The organism is Methylobacterium sp. 092160098-2, assembly GCF_028920805.1.
Classification (GTDB): domain Bacteria; phylum Pseudomonadota; class Alphaproteobacteria; order Rhizobiales; family Beijerinckiaceae; genus Methylobacterium; species Methylobacterium fujisawaense.
This window is the reverse complement of the sequence record NZ_JAQPZJ010000003.1, coordinates 661,835-682,498: the sequence shown is the minus strand read 5'-3', so window position 1 is coordinate 682,498 and position 20,664 is coordinate 661,835. Positions and strand designations below refer to the sequence as shown.

Below are 20,664 nucleotides of genomic sequence, written 5' to 3'. Positions count from 1 at the left end.
TTACCGCGAGATGGAAGGCTCGGGCGTCAACACCTACAAGCTGGTCAACGACCAGGGCGAGGCGGTGCTCTGCAAGTTCCACTGGATCCCCAAGCAGGGCGTCCGGAACCTGACCTCGCAGCAGGCCTCAGAGATCCAGGCCAAGGATGTCGGCCACGCGACCCGCGACCTGTACGACAACATCAAGGCCGGCAACTTCCCCGAGTGGGAATTCGCCGTGCAGATCATGCCGGACGGCCCGAACGACCACCTGTCGTTCGACCCGCTGGACGACACGAAGCTGTGGCCTGTGGACCAGTTCCCGCTGCTGCCCTGCGGCCGGATGGTGCTCGACCGCGTGCCGGACAACTTCTTCGCTGAGGTCGAGCAGTCGGCCTTCGGCACCGGCGTCCTCGTCGACGGCGTCGACTTCTCGGACGACAAGATGCTGCAGGGCCGGACGTTGTCCTACTCCGACACGCAGCGCTACCGCGTCGGGGCCAACTACCTCCAGCTGCCGATCAACGCGCCGCAGCCCGGCGTGAAGGTCTACTCGAACCAGCGCGACGGCCAGATGGCCTACACAGTGGACGGGACGGGCCCGAACAAGCACATCAACTACGAGCCCTCGACCCTGGCCGAAGGCCTGCGCGAGGCGCCGAAGCCCGCCAAGGACTATCACCAGCCGGTCCAGGGCAATCTCGGCCGCTACCAGACCTCGCGCACCGAGGACGACTACACGCAGGCCGGCGTGCGCTACCGCTCCTTCGCGGATTGGGAGCGCGACGACCTGATCGCCAACCTCGTCGCCGACATGAAGCAGTGCCCGGAGCCGATCCAGCTGCGGATGGTCTGGCACTTCTGGCACGCCGACGAGGATTACGGCCGCCGCGTCGCCGAGGGCGCCGGGATCGACCTGGAGAAGGCCAAGGCGCTGCCGCCGCTGCCGGGGCGCGCCGCTCCCGGCAAGCGCCTGCAGTCCGAGACCTACACGGACGGGTCGCAGGCCCACCGGGTCGCCGCGGAGTAAGCGTCGCGGGTCCGCCGCCCATCGAAGCCCCGCGCGGTCATCCGGCCGCGCGGGGTTCTTGTTTGAACCTCCGGCGGGGACGGCGATGGCGAGTGTCGTGCATCGAGGGCTTGGCCCGAACGCCGTCATCGGCGGCAAGCGGATCTTCTATCTGGCGCGCAGCGACGAGACGGCCGACGCCATGGGTGTCTATCGGGTCGAGATGGATCCACGGACGCCGGGAGCCGGGCTGCACCGCCACGCCCGGTTGACCGAGACCTTCTCGGTCGAGGCGGGCCGGCTCGCCCTTCATGTCGACGGCGCGGATCACGACCTCGGGCCGGGCGACTTCGCGCTGATCCCGCCCGGCATTGCCCACGCCTTCGCCAATCGCAGCGACCGGCCGGTGCGCTTCACGCTGAGCTTCGCGCCGGCGCTGGGCCGCGAAGGCTTCTTCGAGGGGCTGGCCCGGCTGGCCGCGGCGGGGCGTCTCTCGGATCGGGCGGCAATGGCCGACCTGATGGCGCGCTACGATCAGGAACCGCTGGCCGGTTTCGCGGCCTGGAGCGAGGTCAGCGGCTGAGCCGCAATGTTCCGCGCCTGGGGTTCGCCCGCGCAGACCTTGCGGTCGCGGCCGGCGGCTTGACCGATCAGGATCGCCGCGACGGCGATGGCGACGAACAGGGCACCCGGCACGCCCCAGCCGCCCGTGGCCTCATGGGCCAGGCCGAAGACCAGCGGCCCCAGGCAGGCGCCCGTATAGCCGATGCCCTGCGCCATGGCCGAGAGTCCTGCGGCGCTCGCCGCGTCGGCGGCGCGCAGGACGATCAGGGTGAGACCCAGGCCGAAGCAGCCCCCGATCCCGAAGCCGAGTGCGCCGGCGGCGGGAATGCGCAAGGATTCCGCGCCGAAGGCGAGGACCAGGAACGCCACGGCGGTGAGGCCCGGGATGGCGACGATCCAGGCCCGCTGATCGCGGGCGCGGGCGGCCAGCATGGCGGTCAGGAGCGCGCCGGGCGCCTGAACCAGGGTTGTCAACGAGGCGTAAAGCCCTGCATCCAGCGGCGTGAGACCACGGCCCTGCAGCAGCAGCGGCAGCCAGCCGAACAGGATGTAGGCGAGCGACGATTGCAGGCCCATGAAGCCCGTCACCCACCACGCCAGCGGGTCGCGGAGCAACCGCCCGGCGGAGGGCGCGGCGGTCGAGGTCGTCCGGCGGGCGAAGGGGATCCACACGAAGGCGGCAGCGAGCGCCGGCAGGGACCAGATCGCCAGGGCGGAAGGCCAGCCGCCCCCGAGGGCGTGCTCCACCGGCACCGCCGCCCCGGCGCCCGCGGCCGCGCCGAGGCACAGGGTCATCGTGTAGAGGCCGGTCATCAGGCCGCCGCTGGCAGCGAAATCACGCTTCACCAGAGCCGGCAGCAGGACGTTGTCGAGGCCGATCCCGATCGCGGCCAGCGCCGTTCCGGCGAAGAGCGGCACGAGACCGCCCAGGCCGCGAAGCGCCAAGCCGGCGACCAGGATCGTCGAGCCCGCGAGCACGGCGAGGTCGGGCCCGATCCGGCGGATCAGCGGCGCGGCCAGCGCACAGGCGATGCCCAGGCACAGGACCGGCAGCGTGGTGAGGATGGCGGCGCCCCCGGCACCGAGGCCCGTCCCGTCCCGGATCGTCGCCAGCAGGGGGCCGACCGTGCTGAGCGCCGGACGCAGGTTGAACGCCACCAGCATCAGCGCGAGTCCGAGCAGCAACCGATTCGCGGTGGCGCGCTCCGCGCTCACGGCCGCCGCCGCGCGACCACGGCACCGCCGAGGCAGGCGGCGAGCATCAGCGCGAAGGCGGCATCGCCGAACCGACCGTAGAGCGTGCCGCCGACGATGCGTGCGGGCAGATCTGCGTCGAGCCACGTCTCCTCGTCCAGCCGGGTGCGGGCGACGATGCGGCCATGCGGATCGATCACGGCGGAAATCCCCGTGTTGGCATCCCGCACGAGGGGCATTCCCTCCTCGACGGCGCGCAGGCGCGCCTGGGCGAGGTGCTGGCGCGGACCGGGCGTGTCGCCGAACCACGCGTCGTTGGTGACATTCAGGATCAGTCCCGGCGGCTGCGGCGACGGCGCAGCACGCCCGGCCGGTAGGATCGCGCCCGGGAAGATCGCTTCGTAGCAGATGGTCGCCGCCACCGGCGGCAGACCCGGAACCGTCAGGATCCGCTGCCCGGCGAGCGTCCCGGCCGAGAACCCGCCGGGTATCGCCACGAACTGGCGCAACCCCACGGCCCGCAGGGCGGCGTCGAGGGGCGCCGGAAGGTACTCCCCAAACGGGACGAGGTGGACCTTGTCGTAGCTGTCGGAGATCTTGCCGTCGGACCCGATCACCATGATGGCGTTGAAGTAGCGCAGGCGCTCGCCCGGCAGCGGCTCCTCGGCGCGGGCCGCGCCGGTGATCAGCTCCTGCCCAGGCTTCAGCCCCGCCGCGACCTTGGCCAGGGCGTCGGGATCGCGCTGGATGAGGAACGGGAAGGCGGATTCCGGCCAGACGATGTGGGTCGGCTCCGGCGCTCCGGCCTCCGTCGGACGCTGGCTCAGCTCAATGTAGCGGTCGACGATGTCGGTCCGGTTCTCCGGCCTGAACTTGGCATCCTGAGGCAGGTTGGGCTGGACGAGTCGCAGCCGGACACCGGCCACCACCGGATCGGGCGGGCCGAGACGCTCGGCCCCGTAGAGCGCCAGGCCGACGAGCACGATGGCGGCCGCGGCGCTCGGCCCGAACCGGCCGCGGAGCCCCCCGCCGTTGGCGAGGGTCGCGGGTGCGGCGCAGACGAGCACGGCCAGGATGCACAGGCCGTAGAGCCCGATCACGGCAGCCCATTGCATCAGCCAGAGATTCTGGGCCAGCGCCATCCCGAGGGTGTTCCAGGGAAAGCCCGTGAACACGTGGCCGCGCAGCCAGTCGGCGGCGCCGAGCCCGAAGGCGAGGGCGGCGATCCGCGCCGCGCCCCGGCTCCACAGCAGGCCCGCGGCGCCGAACCCGGCGCCGTAGAACAGGCCGAGGGCGAAGGGCAGACCGACAACGCCCAAGGGCAGGGCCCAGAGGAACTCGTCGGCCTCCACCAGGAAGGCCTGGCCCAGCCACCAGAGTCCGGCGGTGAGGTAGCCGAAGCCCCAGGCCCATCCGAGCAGGAAGCAGGGACAGAACCGCCGGAGGGTGGTCCGCCCGGAGGCGGCCCCGTCCTGCAGCCAGACCGCGACCGTCAGGGACAGGGCAAGGGCCGGCAGGATCCCGTAGGGTGGCATGGCCAGCGCGCCGAGCGCGCCCGCGAACCACGCCAGCCCGAGGCGGCGCCAGCCGGTCAGATGCGTGATCGCCAGCACGGCGCCCGGCACATGCGCGCGCTCCGGATCGGGCAGGGGATCCCGCATCGGCCCGCGCATGGATGCACCGGCCGCTGCAGGCGACCGGGCGAAACCGTCCGCCAGACCCGTCACGCCACGACCGTCACGGGTGCGGCGTCTCGGCGACCGGGGGGCTCGATGGCGGGGGCAGGGCGAGCGGCACGACGGTCCCGATCCGCGCCGCGCCCTTGTGGAACCGCAGGCGCTTCAGACGCCGCGGATCGGCGTCGAGCACCTCGAATTCGAGATCGCCCGGACCGGCGATCAGCTCGCCCCGCGACGGGACGCGGCCCGCCAGCGTCACGATCATGCCGCCGAGCGTATCGATCTCCTCGGCCATCTCGCCGACCGCCGCCACGAGGTCCACGCCCGTCACCTCGGAGACCTCGGCCAGCGGCGTGCGCGCGTCGGCCACGAAGACCTCGCCCTCGCCGTCGACGCGCTGGACGAAACTGTCCTCCGCGACGTCGTGCTCGTCCTCGATGTCGCCGACCACGACCTCGATCAGGTCCTCGATGGAGATCAGCCCGTCGGTGCCGCCATACTCGTCGATGACGAGCGCCATGTGGGTGCGGGTCGCCTGCATGCGCACCAGCAGGTCGATCGCCGGCATGGAGGGCGGGACGAACAGGACCGGCCGCTGGATGCGCGTCGCCGCCAGGGTCGTCGTCAGGTCGACCTTTCCGAGGTCCAGGCCCCGCGGCACCCGCGGAGCCGGCCGGCGCGGCCGCGGTGCGGCCGCCGCATCCGCGGTACCGTCGGCCACGGTCTCCGCGGGCTTCACGACCGCGGCGGCACTGCGCCGGGCCGGCTCGGCCTTGGCGGCGATGTGATCGACGAGGTCGCGGATGTGGACCATGCCGCGGGGGTCGTCGAGGGTCTCGCCATAGACCGGCAGCCGGGAATGACCGGCCGTGCGGAACAGTTTGAGCAAGTCGCCGAGACTCGTGTCGTTCGACACGGCGACGATGTCGGCCCGGGGGACCATCACGTCGTCGACGCGCACCTTATGCAGGCCGAGGACATTCTTGAGCATGACACGCTCAAGCGGCGTGAGGCCGCTCTCGCCGGCATCCGGCTCCGCCAGCGCCTCCTCAAGACCCTCGCGCAGCGAATCGCGCGGCTTGAGATGAAGTGCCTGGAGCAGGCGGTCGTACCAGGGCTCCCGATGCGGGGATTCACCCTCGGTGGAACTGGGCGCGGCCAGGGCCGCGCCGCGACTTCGATCGTTGCTCATGTCTCTCGGGTCTGGGGTCGATCGGGCGTCGCGCGCTCAGGCATAGGGATCCGGGATGCCCAGCGTCGCGAGAGCCGCGACCTCAAGGGCTTCCATGGCATCGGCCTCGGCCTCGCCGATCTCGTGGTCCTGACCGAGACAATGCAGGATGCCATGGACGAGCAGATGGGCGAGGTGATTCTGGAGCGGCTTCGACTGCTCCGCACTTTCGCGCACCAGGGTCTCGTAAGCAAGGACCACGTCGCCGAGGGGCGTCGGAACGCCGGGATGCACCGGCTGCGGGGCGGCGGGGAAGGACAGGACGTTGGTCGGCTTGTCCTTGCCGCGCCAGGTCCGGTTGAGGTCCTGCACCGCGGCATCGTCGGCCAGCAGGATGCTGACCTCGACAGGTCCGTCCGGCCGGTCGGGGGCGATGGCGAGGCCGGCTTCCACGGCGCGCGTGACCCGGGCTTCGAGGTCCGGGATCGCCGTCTCCCAACGCGCGTCCTCGACGGCGAGATCGATCGCGTGCGGCATGCTCACGCCAGCGGCCGTCGGCGGGGATTGGGATTGCGGTCGGCCTCTGCGCTGCCGTGGGCGGCGCGCTCGTAGGCGGTGACGATCCGGCGCACGAGGTCGTGGCGGACCACGTCGACGTCCTTGAACCGCACGCGCCCGATCCCCTCGACGCCGTCCAGGACGCCGACCGCTTCCACGAGGCCGGATTTCTGGCCCGGCGGCAAGTCGATCTGGCTGGGATCGCCCGTGATGATCATGCGGGAGCCCTCGCCCAGGCGGGTGAGGAACATCTTCATCTGCATGGAGGTCGTGTTCTGCGCCTCGTCGAGGAGCACCACGGCGTTGGTGAGGGTGCGGCCACGCATGAAGGCCAGCGGCGCGATCTCGATCGTGCCGGTCTGCAGGCCGCGGTCGACGTGACGCGCCTCCATGAAGTCGTAGAGGGCGTCATAGATCGGCCGCAGGTAGGGATCGACCTTCTCGCGCATGTCGCCGGGCAGGAAGCCCAGGCGCTCCCCGGCCTCGACCGCCGGACGCGACAGGATCAGCCGCTCGGCATGGCCCTGCTCCAGGAGCGATACGGCGTGGCCGACCGCGAGCCAGGTCTTGCCGGTCCCGGCGGGCCCCTCGGCGAAGACCAGCTCATTGGTGCGCAGGAGCTTGATGTACTCGTCCTGTGCCGGATTGCGGGCCCGCACGGCGCCGCGCTTGCGGGTTGCGATCTGCTCGAAATGCGGCGTGTCGGCCTCGGCGGCGATCGCCGCCGCCGGGAACAGGGTCGCCTGGGCGGTGGCTTCGCGGATGGCGCCGTCGACGTCGCCGAGGCTGAGGGTGCTGCCGCCGGTCCGCACTCGGGCGTAGAGTTTCTGGAACACCCGCCGCGCCGTCTCGACGGCGTCTGCGGGGCCCTTGATGACGAGATGGTTGCCGAGCGCCGTGGCGGTCACATCCAGCCGGCGCTCGATATGGGCGACGTTCTGGTCGTATTGGCCGAAGACGAGGCTCGCGAGGCGGTTGTCGTCGAAAGTCAGCGGCACCTCGACCGCCTCGTCCGATCCGGCCGGCAGCGCCGCCGGGCCGCGACCCCGGAGCGCGCCGCGCGCGCCCCCACCGTCCGACGCGCTCAATCCGTCATCCTCGCCATCCGTCCGACCGTTCCGATCCTCACGCCGCCGCAGCCTCCGAGACGAGTTCCCCGAACAGGCTGTTGGCGCCCGCCTCGGTGATCCGCACCGGCACCACCTGTCCGATATGGTGCGGCGCGGCGTCGAACTGGACGGCCAGCAGGTGCGGCGTCTTGCCCGCGACCTGACCCGGGTGACGTCCCGGCTTCTCCACCAGCACGTCGAAGACCCGGCCCTCGGCCGCCCGCTGATAGGCGTGCCGCTGGCTGTCGAGGAGCGCCTGCAGCTCGGCGAGCCGCGCGGCCATCACGGCCTCAGACACCTGATCGGTGCGGTCTGCGGCCGGCGTCCCGGGACGGGGGCTGTACTTGAACGAGAATGCGCTCTCGAACCCGACGTCGCGCACGAGCCGCAAAGTCTCGGCGAAATCCGCATCGGTCTCGCCGGGGAAGCCGACGATGAAATCGGAGGACAGGGCGATGTCCGGCCGCACGGTCCGGATCTGGTCGATCAACCGGCGATAAGCATCGCCGGTGTGCTTCCGGTTCATGGCGGCGAGGATCCGGTCCGACCCCGACTGCACCGGCAGGTGCAAGTAGGGCATCAGGGCCGGCACCTCGGCATGGGCCCGGATCAGGGCCTCGTCGAAGTCGTTCGGATGGCTCGTCGTGTAGCGGATCCGCGCGATGCCGGGGATGCTGGCCACCGCCCGCACCAGCGCGGCAAGACCCACGGGCGCGCCGTCGGGCCCGTCGCCGTGATAGGCGTTGACGTTCTGACCGATGAGGGTGATCTCGCGCACGCCCCCTTCGGCGAGCTTCTCGGCCTCGGCGAGCACGGCCGCCACGGACCGCGAGACCTCCGCACCCCGGGTGTAGGGCACCACGCAGAAAGCGCAGAATTTGTCGCAGCCCTCCTGCACGGTCAGGAAGGCCGAGGCCCCGAGGGTCCGCCGACGGGGCAGGTGGTCGAACTTGTCCTCGACGGGAAATTCGGTGTCGACGACGCGGCGCTCGCGGGACCGTGTCAGGAGATCGGGCAGGCGGTGATAGCTCTGCGGCCCGACCACCACGTCGACAGCGGGCTGCCGCGCCTGGATCTCGGCGCCCTCGGCCTGGGCGACGCAGCCGGCCACGACGATGCGGGTGTCGAGGCCTTTCGCCTTCCGCTCACCCTTCAGGACGCGCAGCCGCCCGAGTTCGGAATAGACCTTCTCGGCAGCCTTCTCGCGGATATGGCAGGTGTTGAGGACCACGACATCCGCGTCCTCGACCGAGTCGGTCGCCGTGTAGCCCTCGGCGCCCAGGACGTCGGCCATGCGGGCCGCATCGTAGGCGTTCATCTGGCAACCGTAGGATTTGACGTAGGCCTTCTTCAACGCGCGCCGTCCTGAACCAATCCGCTTCCATCCCCACGCCCGTCCCGCGACGCGGGCCGGCGCGTGGCCTGTAGCACGGATCGCGCGGCCCGTCGCGGCGCCAAAACGCGACCGGCCGCCCGAAGGCGGCCGGTGCAACGGTGCGGCGGAGGATTCCTCCGCCGGCCTCAGTGGGCAGCCGGCGCGGCGGCGGGCAGGTCGATGACCATCTGCTGGAAGAAGGGCACGTAGGCCTGCAGCATCACGAACAGGCCGACCAGGCAGGCGAGCGCGATCGAGTGCCAGAACACGAAGCGCAGGATCTTGCCTTCCTGGCCGAAATAGCCCGTGGCCGTGGAGGCGACGACGATCGACTGGGCGTCGATCATCTTGCCCATGACGCCGCCGGACGAGTTCGCCGCCGCCATCAGCACGCCGGACAGGCCGAGCTGCTCGGCCGTGATCCTCTGGAGGCCGCCGAACAGCACGTTCGAGGCCGTGTCCGACCCGGTGAGCGCCACGCCGAGCCAGCCGAGGAGCGTCCCGAAGAACGGGTAGAGGATGCCGGTTCCGGCGAAGGCGAGGCCGAGGGTCGCATCGACGCCCGCGTAGCGGGTGAGGACGCCGAGCGCGAGCATCGCCGAGATCGTGATCAGCGAGTACCGCAAGGCCCAGATGGTCTCGAAATACGCCGTCACGAGGCGCACCGGCGAGAACCGCATGATCAGGCCGGAGATGATCGCGGCGATCAGCACGCCCGTGCCGGTGTAGGACATGTAGGTGAACAGGAAGACCGCGCCCTCGGGCACCGGCTTGGACACCACCGGGGGCACCTTCATGATCACGTTGTGCAGGCCCGGCACCTCGTACTTCCAGGTGAAGATCGGGTTGACGATGCCCTTGAACCAGCCGGTTCCCCAGATGGCGACGACCACGGACAGGATGACCCACGGCACCCAGGCCCAGAGGATATCGCCCTGGGACGCCGTGCGTGCGCCGATATGGACCGGGGGCGTGCCGGGCACGCCGGCGCCGAGCGCCACGGGGCGCGGGCCGGCCACGGCGAGCGACGGATCGTGCCCGCGCAGCGCCGGCGACGTCCAGATCTCGCGGGGCTGCCAGACCTTCAGGAACAGGACCAGGGCCAGCATCGAGGCGATCGAGGCGCCGATATCGACGATCCAGGGATTGACGTAGTTCGAGATCAGGAACTGCGCGACCGCGAAGGAGGCGCCGCAGACCAGGATCGGCGGCCACACCCGGATCATGCCGCGGAAGCCCGCGAACACCCAGATCAGCCAGAACGGCACGATCAGCGAGAACAGCGGCAGCTGCCGGCCGATCATCGCGCCGAGGATCTCCGGCGGGTAGCCGGTCACCGAGGCGAGTCCCTGGATCGGCGCGCCGAGCGCCCCGAAGGCCACCGGCGCGGTGTTGGCGATGAGCGACAGGCCCGAAGCGGCGAGCGGCGAGAAGCCGAGGCCGATCAGGATCGCGCCGGTGACGGCGACCGGGGTGCCGAAGCCGCCCGCGCCCTCGAAGAAGGCGCCGAACGCGAAGGCCACCAGCAAGAGCTGCAGGCGCCGGTCGGCCGTGATGCCGGCCACCGATTGCTGCAGGATCGCGAACCAGCCCTTCTCCACCGTCAGGCGGTAGAGGAAGATGACGTTGAGGATGATCCAGCCGATCGGGAAGAAGCCCGTGACCATCCCGAGGATGGCCGCCCGGCTGGCGAGATCGGTCGGCATGCCGAAGCCGACGATGGCCACCAGCATGGCGAGGCCGAGGGCGATGACGGCCGCGATATGGGCCTTCACGCGCCCGCTGGCGATCATGGCGAGCAGTGCGATGACCGGCACTGAAGCGGCGAGCGTCGAGAGCCAAGCGCTCCCGAACGGATCGTAAACCTGATTCCAGGTTTGCAACGGGCGTCCTCCACAAATCCCGACTGTTCCGGGTTGCGGCCTAGCTAGCAGACGGGTTCGACCCGCTCAATGCGCTGCATCATGTATTCCAGGGTCGTGCCTCTCGATCTTCGGAGATCTGCGGCCCCAAGATCTCGCATCCAGCCTGACGTCGGCGCGCGTCCGACGCCGGAACGGGCCTGTTCGGGCGCTAACACACTCGCTCGACGAACGTTTTCTGCAGGCCCGTAACCGCGGGCCGAAGACGGCCGAACGTCCGGATGTGCTGCACGATCAGCACAGTTCGCGAGGTTTCGACATGCGCAACGGGTTACAGCTCTCCGCCGCCTTCTTCGCCGCCGCGCTGGCCGCGGCTCCGGCCGTAGCGGAGACCATGAACAAGGATGCGATGAGCAAGAATTCCATGGCCAAGGACAGCATGGCCAAGGACAGCATGGCCAAGGACTCCATGCATAAGGGAGCCATGGAAAAGTCGGCTCCCATGGGAAAGACCGATGCCATGGACAAGGGGCCGATGAGCCGGAGTGACGCACCGAAGCGGTAGAGCACGGCAGACGCGCGGCGGAGACCGGCCGGGATCGGCAGATCCGTCGCGCGTCTCGAACCGCGCTAACCACGACCGCGGCGCCGGGGACCACCTGCCGAGCCCGCGGTCGAACGGCTCCGCTCAGACCGTCGCAATCTCCTGACCCTGGAGGCCGCGGTCGCTGGCCGCTGGCCGGACATTCGGCGCGGGCGCGGCCCCGTCGCCGCCCGCGCCGATGCCCCGCAGGGCCGCGCGCACCTCGGCCTCCGCGGCGGCCGTGGCGGCCTTCCGGTCGGTTGTCGCCTCGAAGACGATCGGCGCCCCCCAGACGACGTGCACGTCGATGGGGCCGCCCTGCACGAAGGCGGCGAGGTGGGGGGCCAACTCCATGTCCCCGTACCAGGCGATCTCAGCGCGCTCGGCCCGCGTCACCGGCAGGCCGTTGCGACGGGGATAGGTGATGGCCAGCGGCTGGAGGCGGACCCGGCCGCGCCCGGCCTCGGCTTGCAATGCCGCCCGGGCTGCGCCGACCAGGGAGGAGCGGAACGGCAGGAGCCGGGTTCCGTCGCCGGTGGTCCCCTCCGCGAACAGAACGACGAGCTCCCCTTCGGCCAGCCGATGGCCCATGGCGGTGCTGACGGTGGCGGTTGCCCCGCGCCGCTGCCGGTCGATGTAGATCGTCCGCTGCAGCCCCGCGAGGGCGCCGATCAGCGGCCAGCCGGCGATCTCGGACTTCGCCACGAAGGAGAGCGGCCGCAGCGACCCCACCGCGATGATATCCAGCCACGAGACGTGATTGGCGAGCACCAGGGCCGCCTCGCCGGGGGCAGGGGGTGTTCCGCTCTGCATGACCCGCACCCCGAACAGGCGCAGGAAAACGCGGTGGAACAGGACCGGCGCCAGGGCCGCGCGGCGACGCAGCAGCCGCAGGGCGATCCAGTGCGGAGGCCCCAGCACCGCGAAGGCGAGGCCGAGAGCCGCGACGCGCCAAGCGATACCGAGGCGGCTCACGGCGTCACAGATCGGCGCTCATCGTCAGCGCAGTCGCACGGCTGCCGTCGGCTTTGAGATAGTAGCCGGTGCGCGAGCCCACCTGTCGGAAGCCATGGCGCGCATAGAGCCGCAGGGCGGGGGCGTTGCCCTCGTCGACCTCCAGATGCACCCGGGCGACCCCGGCGAGGGCGAGGCTCGACAGGTGCTCGCGGAGCAGCTTGCGGCTGTGGCCGCCGCCGCGCAGCGCCGGGGACAGGACCACCGTCAGAATCTCGGCCTCGTCGGCCGCCCGGCGCGAGAGCACGAAGCCGTGGAGCGTGCCTGCACGCCAAAGGGCGTGCGCCTGGGTCGAACGCTCGCAGAGCATGCGCTCGAATTCGTGGGCCTCCCAGGGGCGCGCGAAGGCGGTCGCGTGGAGCCGGGCGAGGGCAGGGGCCTGCGCCGCGTCGCGGAGAGGGGCGACGTAAGGCTCCGGGGTCAGCGCGTCCCACCACGCGAACCACCAGTCGAAGGGCCAGAAAGGCAGCGGGCGGGTCATCGCCGTGCGATCCGCGCATGATCCTGCGGCCGGGCATCCGGCCCGCGCAGGTAGAGAGGCCGCGCCAGCGCCTGCGCCGGGTCTGCGACGAGACCGAGGGAGGCCACCGACGCGATATCCGGGCCGGAGACGTTGGCGACGCGCGCCGCGACGCCGCGTTCGGCGAGCGCCGTGGCCAGCATCGGTGCACCGGAGCCCGTGAGCACCACCGGGCCGGAACCCAGCTGCTCGGCCGCCGCCTCGACGGCGAGGTGCGCGGGGGCGAGGCCGTCGCCGGGACCGAGGGCCTGGACGTAGACGGCGCCGTGGCGGGCATCGATCACCGCCGCGATCGTGCCCTCGACGGTCTCCGCCAGGAGGGGAGCGAGGAGAGCCGAGAGGGTGCCGACGCCGACGACCGGCTTTCCGGTGGCGAGTCCGATGGCCCGGGCCGCCGACAGGCCGACCCGCAGCCCGGTGTAGCTGCCCGGCCCGACCGTCACGGCGACGCGGTCGATCGCCTCAAATCCGCCCTCGACCCGGGCGATGACCCGCTCGATCAGCGGCAGCAGGGATTCCGCGTGGCCGCGCGCCATCGGCAGCGCCTCGGCGGCGAGGGGCGCCTCGGATTCCTCCGCCATGACGCAGGCGGCGCAGGTGTCCAGCGCTGTGTCGATGGCCAGGATACGCACGCTCACTCCCACAGGACGGTCCGAACCGGCCGCTTCCTCCTGCGTCACGACGGACGCGAAGAGTCTCAAGCGTTAGAGCAAAACCGCCGCTTCGTCAGCGGCGGGGGAGACCGAGCCGGCTCTTCGGCGGTCGAGTGTTGCCGGCTTGCGCCGCTCGGCCTGCACACTGGGAGGCCCCAAGGCCGCACCAAGGTCGGACGCCTTCGCTCGGCGCGCGGCCGCGGCACGGATCACGCCCTCTGGCGCCGGCGACGACGCGCGTCACCCGCTTGAGACGCGGCGTCGACGGCCTTGGGAAAGCTCGAGGGCGATGCCGGCCGGCAGGATCCTCGAGCTATACCGCGGAAACGGATCGTCAGATCGCCTGGACTTCGCGGATCTCCGGCAGGAAGTGCCGGAACAGGTTCTGCACGCCGTGCCGCAGGGTCGCCGTGGAGGACGGACAGCCCGAGCAGGCGCCCTTCATTTCCAGGTAGACCACGCCCTCCTTGTAGCCGCGGAAGGTGATGTCGCCGCCGTCGCCCGCCACCGCCGGGCGCACCCGGGTCTCGAGCAGGTCCTTGATGGTCACGACGGTGTCGTGGTCGGCCTCGTCGTAGAACTCGTCGCTGGGCTCGATCTCGCCGTGGCTGCCCTCGGCCATCACGGGCACGCCGGACTGGAAGTGCTCCATGATCGCACCGAGCACCGCCGGCTTCACCTGCGCCCACTCCGAGCCGTCCTCGGCCTTGGTCACGGAGATGAAGTCGTGCCCGAAATAGACGCCCGCCACACCCGGGACGGTGAACAGCGCCGCAGCCAGGGGCGAGCGGGCGGCGGCCTCGGGATCCCGCGCCTCGAAGGTCGATTCCGGAAGGACGACACGGCCGGGCAGGAACTTCAGGGTGGCCGGGTTCGGCGTGGCTTCGGTCTGGATGAACATGGTGGGATCACTCCGCTGCGCCGGTTCAAGGCCGGCCGGGACAGGCGCCGCGAGGCACCGCCTTCCATGTGGACCGGCAAGCGGATTTTCTCAACCGGTCGTGGCGTCCGCGCCCATCGACGAGAGTGGACATTCCTGCAGCGGCGCGACAGGACGGGCGGAATCGGGATGCCAGAGGAGCCGGCAGTGGACGTGACCGCGGACCAGACCCTCGCGCAGGAATTGCTGAAGGATCTGCGCGAGACACAGATCAAGCTGGAAGCCGCGCGGACGGAGGCGGCGTCGCTCAAGGTGCTGCTGGCGTTGCGCACCCATCAGCACGACCAGGCCTGGCAGGACGGGCGGCGCCTGGCGGCCGCGCTCGAAGACGCGGAGGCGCGCACGAAGGCGGCCACCGAGCAGGACGCGGCGCGGGAGAACACCGCGTCGGCCGAAGCCGTGGCGATGGCCGACGAGCGCACCGAGGCGGTCCGGACCGTGCTGTCGGCCGTCCTCGCGAGCATCGGCCAGCGCGCCCTCGACCGGCGCCGGTTCCAGGAGATGATCGCCCGGGCCGGACGCGAGGCGCCGGATCAGGGACCGGGTGCGGCTCGCCACGCGGTACTCCTGACCGAGGCGCGGCGGGTGCTCGGGATCGCCGAATAGGCCGCGCGCACGTTCGCTCGGAGCGGGCCGCGTCCGGCTCCCGGCCCCGGCGGGCAGGGTTAACCGACGCTTAACCTGGCTCTCCCATCGTCGATCCCGGGACGGACAGGAGATCGACTGCATGCTGATCAGCGAGCACCAGGTGCGCGAATGCGCCTACTACATCTGGGAGAACGAGGGCCGGATTCACGGCCATGCGGCCGCCCACTGGATCCGCGCCGAAGCCGAGCTGCGCGCCAACGCGATGCTGGCGGCCGGCGTCGCCTCCAAGACGGTCGAAGCTCCGAAGGCCACCAAGGCCGCCGCTGCGAAGACCGCCGCTGCGAAGACCGCTTCGGCCAAGCCCGCGGCCGCCAAGTCTGCGGACGCCAAGTCTGCGGACGCCAAGCCTGCGACCACGAAGTCGGCCTCCGCCAAGCCGACCGCTGCCAAGCCCGCGGCCGTGAAGGCCGCCGCGAAGCCGGTGGCCCCGAAGACCGTTCGCGCGTCCAAGGCGGCGGTGACCGCCGGCCTCGCCGCCAAGGCGAAGCCTGCCCGGACCGCAGCCTCGATGCACTGACGGGCCGGCGCCGCCGCGCCGATGACGTTTCAGGAGCCCGCTTCCCGAGGGGAGGCGGGCTTCCGTCGTTTAAGCATCCGGCTCCGCGAATCCGGCCTCGCGGAACAGGCTGGCCCCGGCCCGGTTGTCCGGCCGAACGCGGGCGCCGGGCACCGCGAGGGGGCTCGCGATGCGCGCGGCGATTTTCGACATCGACGGAACGCTGCTCGACAGCGTCGATCTGCATGCCCGCGCCTGGGTGGAGGCCTTCGCACATTTCGGCGTGACGACCGACCCGGCGGAAGTGCGGCGACAGATCGGCAAGGGCGGCGACGAGTTGATGCCCGTCTTCCTGTCGCAAGAGCGGATCAGGCGCGAGGGCGAAGCGATCGAGGCGTACCGCTCGGACCTGTTCAAGCGGCGCTACCTGCCGGATGTGCGGCCCTTCCCCGGTGTCCGCCCGCTGTTCGAGCGCATCCACGAGGCCGGCCTGACCATCGCCCTGGCCTCGTCCGGTAAGCGTACCGAGGTGGATCGCTACACCGAGATCCTCGGGATCGGCGATCTCGTGGACGTCGCCACCAGTGCGGACGATGCCGACCGCTCGAAGCCGCATCCTGACATCTTCCAGGCCGCCTTGCGGAAGCTCGACGGCGTGGCGCCGGACGCGGCGCACGTCGTCGGCGACACGCCCTACGATGCCGAGGCCGCTGCAAAGGCGGGGCTGCCCACGATCGGCCTACTCTGCGGCGGCTTCCCGGAAGCGGATCTGACCGCTGCGGGCTGCGTGGCGATCTATCGAGATCCCCAGGACCTGCTCGCCGGGTTCGCGTCCTCGCCGCTGGCCGGCACCTGAAATCGCGATCGGGCAAGCCGATTCGGACTCTCAGCCCGAGTCGTCCACACTTTACCGCCGCGCTGTTGCCCCACGGTGACGGAGACTGATGCCGGCTACGTAATCGCGCGAAAGGGGCTGGTGTCCGTCGATCGAAAGGCGTAGCGACCCGCCCGCCAATCTGGACTCTTTCGAAGGACGAGCGCCTCGCATGCCCCAGACTCATCAGGCCGGCCCGGCACCGCGCTACGTTCCGGCCGCCAAGTCCCTGCCGGAGCAGATCGCCGACGCCGTTGCGTGTCGTTCGACCCCGCTCAGCCATTTGCTGCGCCTGATGGCCGCGCTCGATGCCGAGGGTGGCAACGAGGCCCTGCGTCTCCGCCTCCGCGCGCGGATCGGCGCGCCGCTCGACGCCTGACAGCGCCGCCGCCGCTCAGCGGCGTCGGCTGTGATGCCGCCGACCACCGCGCCGGGCCGCCGGCGCGGTCACCTGTGCGACGCGCTTCATGCAGGCGAAATAGATTCGCCGCCCGATCTCTTCGAGTTCCAAACCCTGAGGGTTCGGCGTGGAGAACACCTTGGCGCGGGCCTCAAGGCGGCATGCCGCATCCTCGGGGCTCCGAATCGGAGGCTCTGCGCGGGCCGTTCCACAGCTCAGCGCCGATGCGATCCAGACCGCGGCGAACATCGACACGCGGGTGCTTTCGAGGATACGCGGCATACTGATGTTCAGGGCTCACACGCTCAAGACGTGAGAAATAGCGCGTCTTGCTGAGCCGTGAAGCTTCGTCAGAGTGCTGGCCTGACCGAAAAACGAGGGCGTGCCCGGCTTACGGGACAACCCAGAGACACCGCCCCGCATCGGCAACACTCATGCACTCGTAAGGCGCCCCGCCGATCAAGGCCCGTTGCTCGACGGCGCCGATGGCGCTGCGCGGGATGCGGCGGCAACCGGTCTCCCCAAGCCCTTGACGCTCGGCACCCGCGGCAGCATCGATCCGGCGTGCGGAGATCAGCGTCTCGCAGGCGGTCACCGTCTCCGAATCCTGCGCGTGCCCCTGTTCGGCGGCGAGGAGGATCGGCAGAGCGCCGATGATGAGGGCCAGTCTCGTCCAGGATTGCATCGCGACCTCGGCTGCGCCCGCCGAGCGAGGACGTCGCGGGTTCGACCGGCCCCAACGCGCGGGCACACGCAGCGGTTGCCGAGCCGGCATGCCCCAAAACGCGAAGACGCCCGCCTGGCGGGCGGACGTCTTCGGTTTCCGTGGCGCGAAGGAGCCGTCGGTGCGCGTTCAGCGCTTGGTCTTGACCTTTGCCTTGCGGGCCGCGTAGCGCGCATCGCGCTGGGCCTTCTTGGCAGCCAGTTCGGCCGACTTGCGCTCCTGCGCCGCGGCCAACTCGGCGGCCTCGCGGGCGAGCTGGGCGGCGAGTTCCGCCTCCTCCCGCTGACGCTTCTCTTCGGCGGCCTGCCGCTCGGCGGCGATCCGGGCCGCCTCACGCTCGCGGGAACGCTCCTCGCGGGCCTTGGCGATCTCCGCGCGGGCCTTCGCCTTGGCGATCACCTCCGGATCATCGGCCGGCGGACGGGCCTTGAACTTGGCCAGCAAGGCGGCCTTGGCGTTCTGGGAGTTCTGACGACGGTCGTCGAAATTCCTGTAGTCGAATGCGCTCATCTGACCTTTCTCAGTTGGGTACGTCTCGCGTGTCGCGGGGACATCCGGCGGGGCCGGGCACGTACGGAGTCTGCCGGTTCCAACGCCGTCCCCGCGCCCCGGAACCGCACCGATCCATCGGCTGTACCGATGGTCCGACCCGAACGCTCGGCGTGCGTCTGAACGCTCGGGTCGAACCATTGTTTCGAAGATCGCAGAGCCCTTAACCAGAGCTCCCCGCACGATGCAATCGTCGGAACCTGCGCAGGCGGGCGACAAAGCGACAATCCACGCCGTCTCTGTAAGAGTTTCGTCCGGCGATGCGGAAAAACCTCAAGCCGAGGGCCGAGCCGCAAGGTCGGCACGCCCGCGTGCGGCTCCCGTCGTCCTGCAGGTCTGACTGCGGATGGTGTAGGTAGGTCGCGTGCGCGCTGAGAACAAGGATTGAACGTTCGCAATCCACCGACACATGGACAGCCGGGCCCGGGCGACGCCGTCTCAGGCTATAGGTGCGCCGTCTTGCTTCCGGGCGGAGCATTCTTCGATCGCAAAGCAGACCTGCAAAATCGGCAGTCTATAGGAGGTCTTGGCTAGCCGGCCACGTTCAACGGCCGCCGAAGCCGCCTCGACCGGAGACCGGGCGCGCCCAAATCCCGGTCCTGCTTACAACGCGGCGCCCAAAGCGCGGGCAACTGACCCCGCCGCCCGCGGATGCCGCGTCACGTTCGGCGATATGCTCAACATTTAGGCACAATCGGATGCCGATCGGCAGTCCTATCGCGGCCTGCGCGGCACAAGGCCTGCTTCCCCCGCGAGACCTGCCTGAATCGACATCACACCGAAAGCAGCGATGCCCGAGACGTGCCCGCCCTACGATCCCGAGACCTATGCTGCCGTCACGGCAGCGCTGCTCGGCCTCCAACTCGATCCCGCCTGGATGGGACCGATCACGGCCAATCTCCGTGTCCTGGCCGCGGCGGCCGCGTTGGTGGAGGCGTTCCCCCTCGCCGACGAGATCGATGCGGCGCCGAGGTTCGAAGCGTGAGCGCATACGAGCTTTCGACGGCCGTCGCGGTCGCCGCGGCCATCACCGACGGCCACACCACCGCACGGCAGGTCGTCACGGCGGCTCTCGACCGGATCGAGCGGCTGGGCGGCCGTGTCGGCGCCTTCACCGACGTGGTGGCTGCCCGCGCCCTGGCCAGAGCCGACGCCCAGGATGCCGCGCTGAGCGGCGGAGCGAAGCCGGGACCGCTGACCGGCGTGCCGTTCGCGGTGAAGAACCTGATCGACATCGCGGGCCTGCCCACCCGCGCCGGATCGAAGATCAATCGCGAGCGGCCTCCGGCCGAGCGGGACGGTGCCCTGTTGCGGCGCCTGGAGGCGGCGGGAGCCATCCTCGTGGGCGCCCTCAACATGGGCGAATACGCCTACGACTTCACAGGCGAGAACGTCCACGACGGCGACGCCCACAATCCGCACGCCCTCGATCACATGACCGGCGGCTCGTCCGGCGGCTCAGGCGCGGCCCTCGCCGCCGGCATGGTGCCCCTGACGCTGGGCTCGGACACCAACGGATCGATCCGCGTCCCCGCCGCCTTCTGCGGCTGCTTCGGCCTCAAGCCGACCTACGGCCGGCTGACCCGCGCGGGCAGCTTCCCTTTCGTGGGGAGCCTCGATCATCTCGGGCCCCTGGCCCGGAGCGTGACCGACCTCGCGCTCGCCTACGACGTGATGCAGGGCCCCGATCCGGACGATCCGGTGGCGACGCTCCGGCCGGCGGAGCCGGTCCTTCCGCATCTCGATGCGGGGATCGATGGCCTGCGCATCGCGGTGGCTGGCGGCCATTTCGCGCGCGGCGGCGACCCGGACGCCTTCGCGGCGGTGGCGCGCGCCGCCGAGGTCCTGGGTGCGCGCGGCACGGTCGAGTTGCCGGAAGCGCACCGCGCCCGCGCGGCCGCCTACCTGATCACCGCCGCGGAGGGCGCGACGCTGCACCTCGACCGCCTGCGGACGCGCCCGCAGGATTTCGATCCGGCGGTGCGGGACCGGTTGATCGCCGGGGCCATGATCCCGGCCCCCCATGTGGAGCGGGCGCAGCGGTTCCGCCGCTGGTACCGGGCGCGCGTACTGGAGCTGTTCGAGACCGTCGACGTGATCCTGGCCCCGGCCACGCCCTGCCGGGCGCCGAAGGGCGGACAGACGCACTTCGTCCTCGACGGCGTCACGCTGCCGGTGCGCGCCAATATCGGCGTGTTCACGCAGCCGATCTCGTTCATCGGCCTGCCGGTGGTGGCGGCACCGATCCGGCTGGACGCCGGATTGCCCCTGGGGGTCCAGGTGATCGCCGCGCCCTGGCGCGAGGATCTCGTCCTGCGCGTGGCGCGTCACCTCGAACGAACCGGCGTCAGCACGGCGCCGATCGCGGAGCTTGCCTGATGATCATCGACGATCCCGCCGTGAAAGCCGAGGTCGAGGCCGCGTTCCGGGCCTACGAGACGGCACTGACGACCAACGACGTCCCGACCCTCGAGGCCCTGTTCCGGGACGATCCGCTGACCATCCGCTACGGCATCGGCGAGAATCTCTACGGCATGGACGCGATCCGCGCCTTCCGCCGGGCCCGCTCGCCGGTGGGCCTGGAGCGCACGCTGGCGCAGACGCAGATCACCACCTACGGGCGCGACTTCGCCACCGCGATGACGCTGTTCGCCCGCGCCAGCGCGCCGGGCAAGATCGGCCGCCAGAGCCAGACCTGGGCGCGCTTCCCCGAAGGCTGGCGGGTGGTCGCCGCCCATGTGAGCCTGATCGACGCGCAATAGC

General features: G+C 70.8%; 24 protein-coding genes. 10 read left to right on the top strand and 14 right to left on the bottom strand.

Annotated elements, in window-relative coordinates; translation table 11 throughout:
• Positions 1-1,009 (top strand): catalase (locus PQI07_RS35510; RefSeq protein WP_274929151.1); only part of this gene is annotated, 1,009 nt, incomplete at its 5' end.
• An 85-nt stretch (positions 1,010-1,094) separates the two neighbouring features.
• Positions 1,095-1,571: a cupin domain-containing protein gene (locus PQI07_RS35505; RefSeq protein ID WP_274929150.1), complete on the top strand. Its 477-nt coding sequence runs from the start codon at positions 1,095-1,097 to the stop codon at positions 1,569-1,571.
• Here PQI07_RS35505 and PQI07_RS35500 read toward each other — a convergent pair.
• The 7 genes from PQI07_RS35500 to PQI07_RS35470 form a co-directional block, all read right to left on the bottom strand.
• A complete protein-coding gene (locus PQI07_RS35500) occupies positions 1,523-2,767 on the bottom strand; it encodes an MFS transporter (protein WP_182591957.1) in 1,245 nt (414 codons plus the stop codon). The two genes, PQI07_RS35505 and PQI07_RS35500, sit on opposite strands and share 49 nt — an antisense overlap.
• Complete coding sequence (gene lnt / locus PQI07_RS35495) at positions 2,764-4,419, bottom strand: apolipoprotein N-acyltransferase (RefSeq protein ID WP_274929149.1); 1,656 nt, start codon at positions 4,417-4,419, stop codon at positions 2,764-2,766. The genes PQI07_RS35500 and lnt overlap by 4 nt, the downstream gene beginning before the upstream one ends.
• 64 nt (positions 4,420-4,483) lie before the next feature.
• Entirely contained in the window at positions 4,484-5,617 is a 1,134-nt protein-coding gene (locus PQI07_RS35490; protein WP_043345718.1) for a hemolysin family protein, read from the bottom strand.
• A gap of 36 nt (positions 5,618-5,653) precedes the next feature.
• Positions 5,654-6,133: an rRNA maturation RNase YbeY gene (gene ybeY / locus PQI07_RS35485; protein ID WP_043383933.1), complete on the bottom strand. Its 480-nt coding sequence runs from the start codon at positions 6,131-6,133 to the stop codon at positions 5,654-5,656.
• 2 nt (positions 6,134-6,135) lie between these two features.
• Positions 6,136-7,242 (bottom strand): PhoH family protein, encoded by a 1,107-nt coding sequence (locus PQI07_RS35480; protein WP_043345723.1) that lies wholly within the window; start codon positions 7,240-7,242, stop codon positions 6,136-6,138.
• Positions 7,243-7,279: 37 nt separating this feature from the next.
• Entirely contained in the window at positions 7,280-8,617 is a 1,338-nt protein-coding gene (gene miaB, locus PQI07_RS35475) for a tRNA (N6-isopentenyl adenosine(37)-C2)-methylthiotransferase MiaB (protein WP_043383929.1), read from the bottom strand.
• Between the two features lie 167 nt (positions 8,618-8,784).
• The gene (locus PQI07_RS35470; protein WP_043345728.1) at positions 8,785-10,521 is read right to left on the bottom strand and encodes an L-lactate permease; all 1,737 of its coding nucleotides are present in this window, start codon (positions 10,519-10,521) and stop codon (positions 8,785-8,787) included.
• A gap of 262 nt (positions 10,522-10,783) precedes the next feature.
• Here PQI07_RS35470 and PQI07_RS35465 point away from each other — a divergent pair, with 262 nt between their 5' ends.
• The gene (locus tag PQI07_RS35465; protein WP_274929148.1) at positions 10,784-11,065 is read left to right on the top strand and encodes a pentapeptide MXKDX repeat protein; all 282 of its coding nucleotides are present in this window, start codon (positions 10,784-10,786) and stop codon (positions 11,063-11,065) included.
• A 123-nt stretch (positions 11,066-11,188) separates the two neighbouring features.
• On the opposite strand, the gene PQI07_RS35460 is transcribed toward PQI07_RS35465, so the two are convergent.
• The 4 genes from PQI07_RS35460 to PQI07_RS35445 form a co-directional block, all read right to left on the bottom strand.
• Positions 11,189-12,058, bottom strand: a complete 870-nt coding sequence (locus tag PQI07_RS35460; protein WP_274929147.1) for a lysophospholipid acyltransferase family protein — start codon at positions 12,056-12,058, stop codon at positions 11,189-11,191.
• 4 nt (positions 12,059-12,062) lie between these two features.
• Positions 12,063-12,578, bottom strand: a complete 516-nt coding sequence (locus PQI07_RS35455) for a GNAT family N-acetyltransferase (protein WP_043345740.1) — start codon at positions 12,576-12,578, stop codon at positions 12,063-12,065.
• Positions 12,575-13,249, bottom strand: a complete 675-nt coding sequence (tsaB, locus tag PQI07_RS35450) for a tRNA (adenosine(37)-N6)-threonylcarbamoyltransferase complex dimerization subunit type 1 TsaB (protein ID WP_043760775.1) — start codon at positions 13,247-13,249, stop codon at positions 12,575-12,577. The genes PQI07_RS35455 and tsaB overlap by 4 nt, the downstream gene beginning before the upstream one ends.
• Positions 13,250-13,604: 355 nt before the next feature.
• Positions 13,605-14,171, bottom strand: coding sequence for a NifU family protein (locus PQI07_RS35445; protein WP_043345741.1), 567 nt, complete (start codon positions 14,169-14,171; stop codon positions 13,605-13,607).
• Positions 14,172-14,357: 186 nt separating this feature from the next.
• Between PQI07_RS35445 and PQI07_RS35440 the strand changes: the two genes are divergently transcribed.
• From PQI07_RS35440 to PQI07_RS35425, 4 genes are all read left to right on the top strand, one after another.
• Positions 14,358-14,816, top strand: a complete 459-nt coding sequence (locus PQI07_RS35440; protein WP_335633064.1) for an atp-dependent helicase — start codon at positions 14,358-14,360, stop codon at positions 14,814-14,816.
• Between the two features lie 121 nt (positions 14,817-14,937).
• A complete protein-coding gene (locus PQI07_RS35435) occupies positions 14,938-15,375 on the top strand; it encodes a DUF2934 domain-containing protein (RefSeq protein WP_274929146.1) in 438 nt (145 codons plus the stop codon).
• Between the two features lie 169 nt (positions 15,376-15,544).
• Positions 15,545-16,210, top strand: coding sequence for an HAD family hydrolase (locus PQI07_RS35430; protein ID WP_053609976.1), 666 nt, complete (start codon positions 15,545-15,547; stop codon positions 16,208-16,210).
• A gap of 190 nt (positions 16,211-16,400) precedes the next feature.
• Positions 16,401-16,607 (top strand): hypothetical protein, encoded by a 207-nt coding sequence (locus tag PQI07_RS35425; RefSeq protein WP_043351410.1) that lies wholly within the window; start codon positions 16,401-16,403, stop codon positions 16,605-16,607.
• 15 nt (positions 16,608-16,622) lie between these two features.
• Here PQI07_RS35425 and PQI07_RS35420 read toward each other — a convergent pair whose 3' ends face one another.
• From PQI07_RS35420 to PQI07_RS35410, 3 genes are all read right to left on the bottom strand, one after another.
• On the bottom strand, positions 16,623-16,910 hold the full coding sequence (locus PQI07_RS35420; protein WP_274929145.1) for a hypothetical protein: 288 nt from the start codon (positions 16,908-16,910) through the stop codon (positions 16,623-16,625).
• A 109-nt stretch (positions 16,911-17,019) separates the two neighbouring features.
• The gene (locus PQI07_RS35415; protein WP_274929144.1) at positions 17,020-17,313 is read right to left on the bottom strand and encodes a hypothetical protein; all 294 of its coding nucleotides are present in this window, start codon (positions 17,311-17,313) and stop codon (positions 17,020-17,022) included.
• A gap of 168 nt (positions 17,314-17,481) precedes the next feature.
• Complete coding sequence (locus tag PQI07_RS35410; RefSeq protein ID WP_043351405.1) at positions 17,482-17,862, bottom strand: DUF6481 family protein; 381 nt, start codon at positions 17,860-17,862, stop codon at positions 17,482-17,484.
• An 829-nt stretch (positions 17,863-18,691) separates the two neighbouring features.
• Between PQI07_RS35410 and PQI07_RS35405 the strand changes: the two genes are divergently transcribed.
• From PQI07_RS35405 to hpxZ, 3 genes are read left to right on the top strand one after another with little or no spacing between them, the layout of a single operon-like run.
• Complete coding sequence (locus PQI07_RS35405) at positions 18,692-18,886, top strand: AtzG-like protein (protein WP_274929143.1); 195 nt, start codon at positions 18,692-18,694, stop codon at positions 18,884-18,886.
• A complete protein-coding gene (locus PQI07_RS35400) occupies positions 18,883-20,280 on the top strand; it encodes an AtzE family amidohydrolase (protein ID WP_274929142.1) in 1,398 nt (465 codons plus the stop codon). The genes PQI07_RS35405 and PQI07_RS35400 overlap by 4 nt, the downstream gene beginning before the upstream one ends.
• Positions 20,280-20,663 carry an oxalurate catabolism protein HpxZ gene (gene hpxZ, locus PQI07_RS35395; RefSeq protein WP_043351400.1) on the top strand — a complete coding sequence of 128 codons (384 nt, stop codon included), beginning with the start codon at positions 20,280-20,282 and terminating at the stop codon, positions 20,661-20,663. Before PQI07_RS35400 ends, hpxZ begins: the two co-directional genes overlap by 1 nt.
• The last annotated feature ends 1 nt before the right edge of the window (position 20,664 follow it).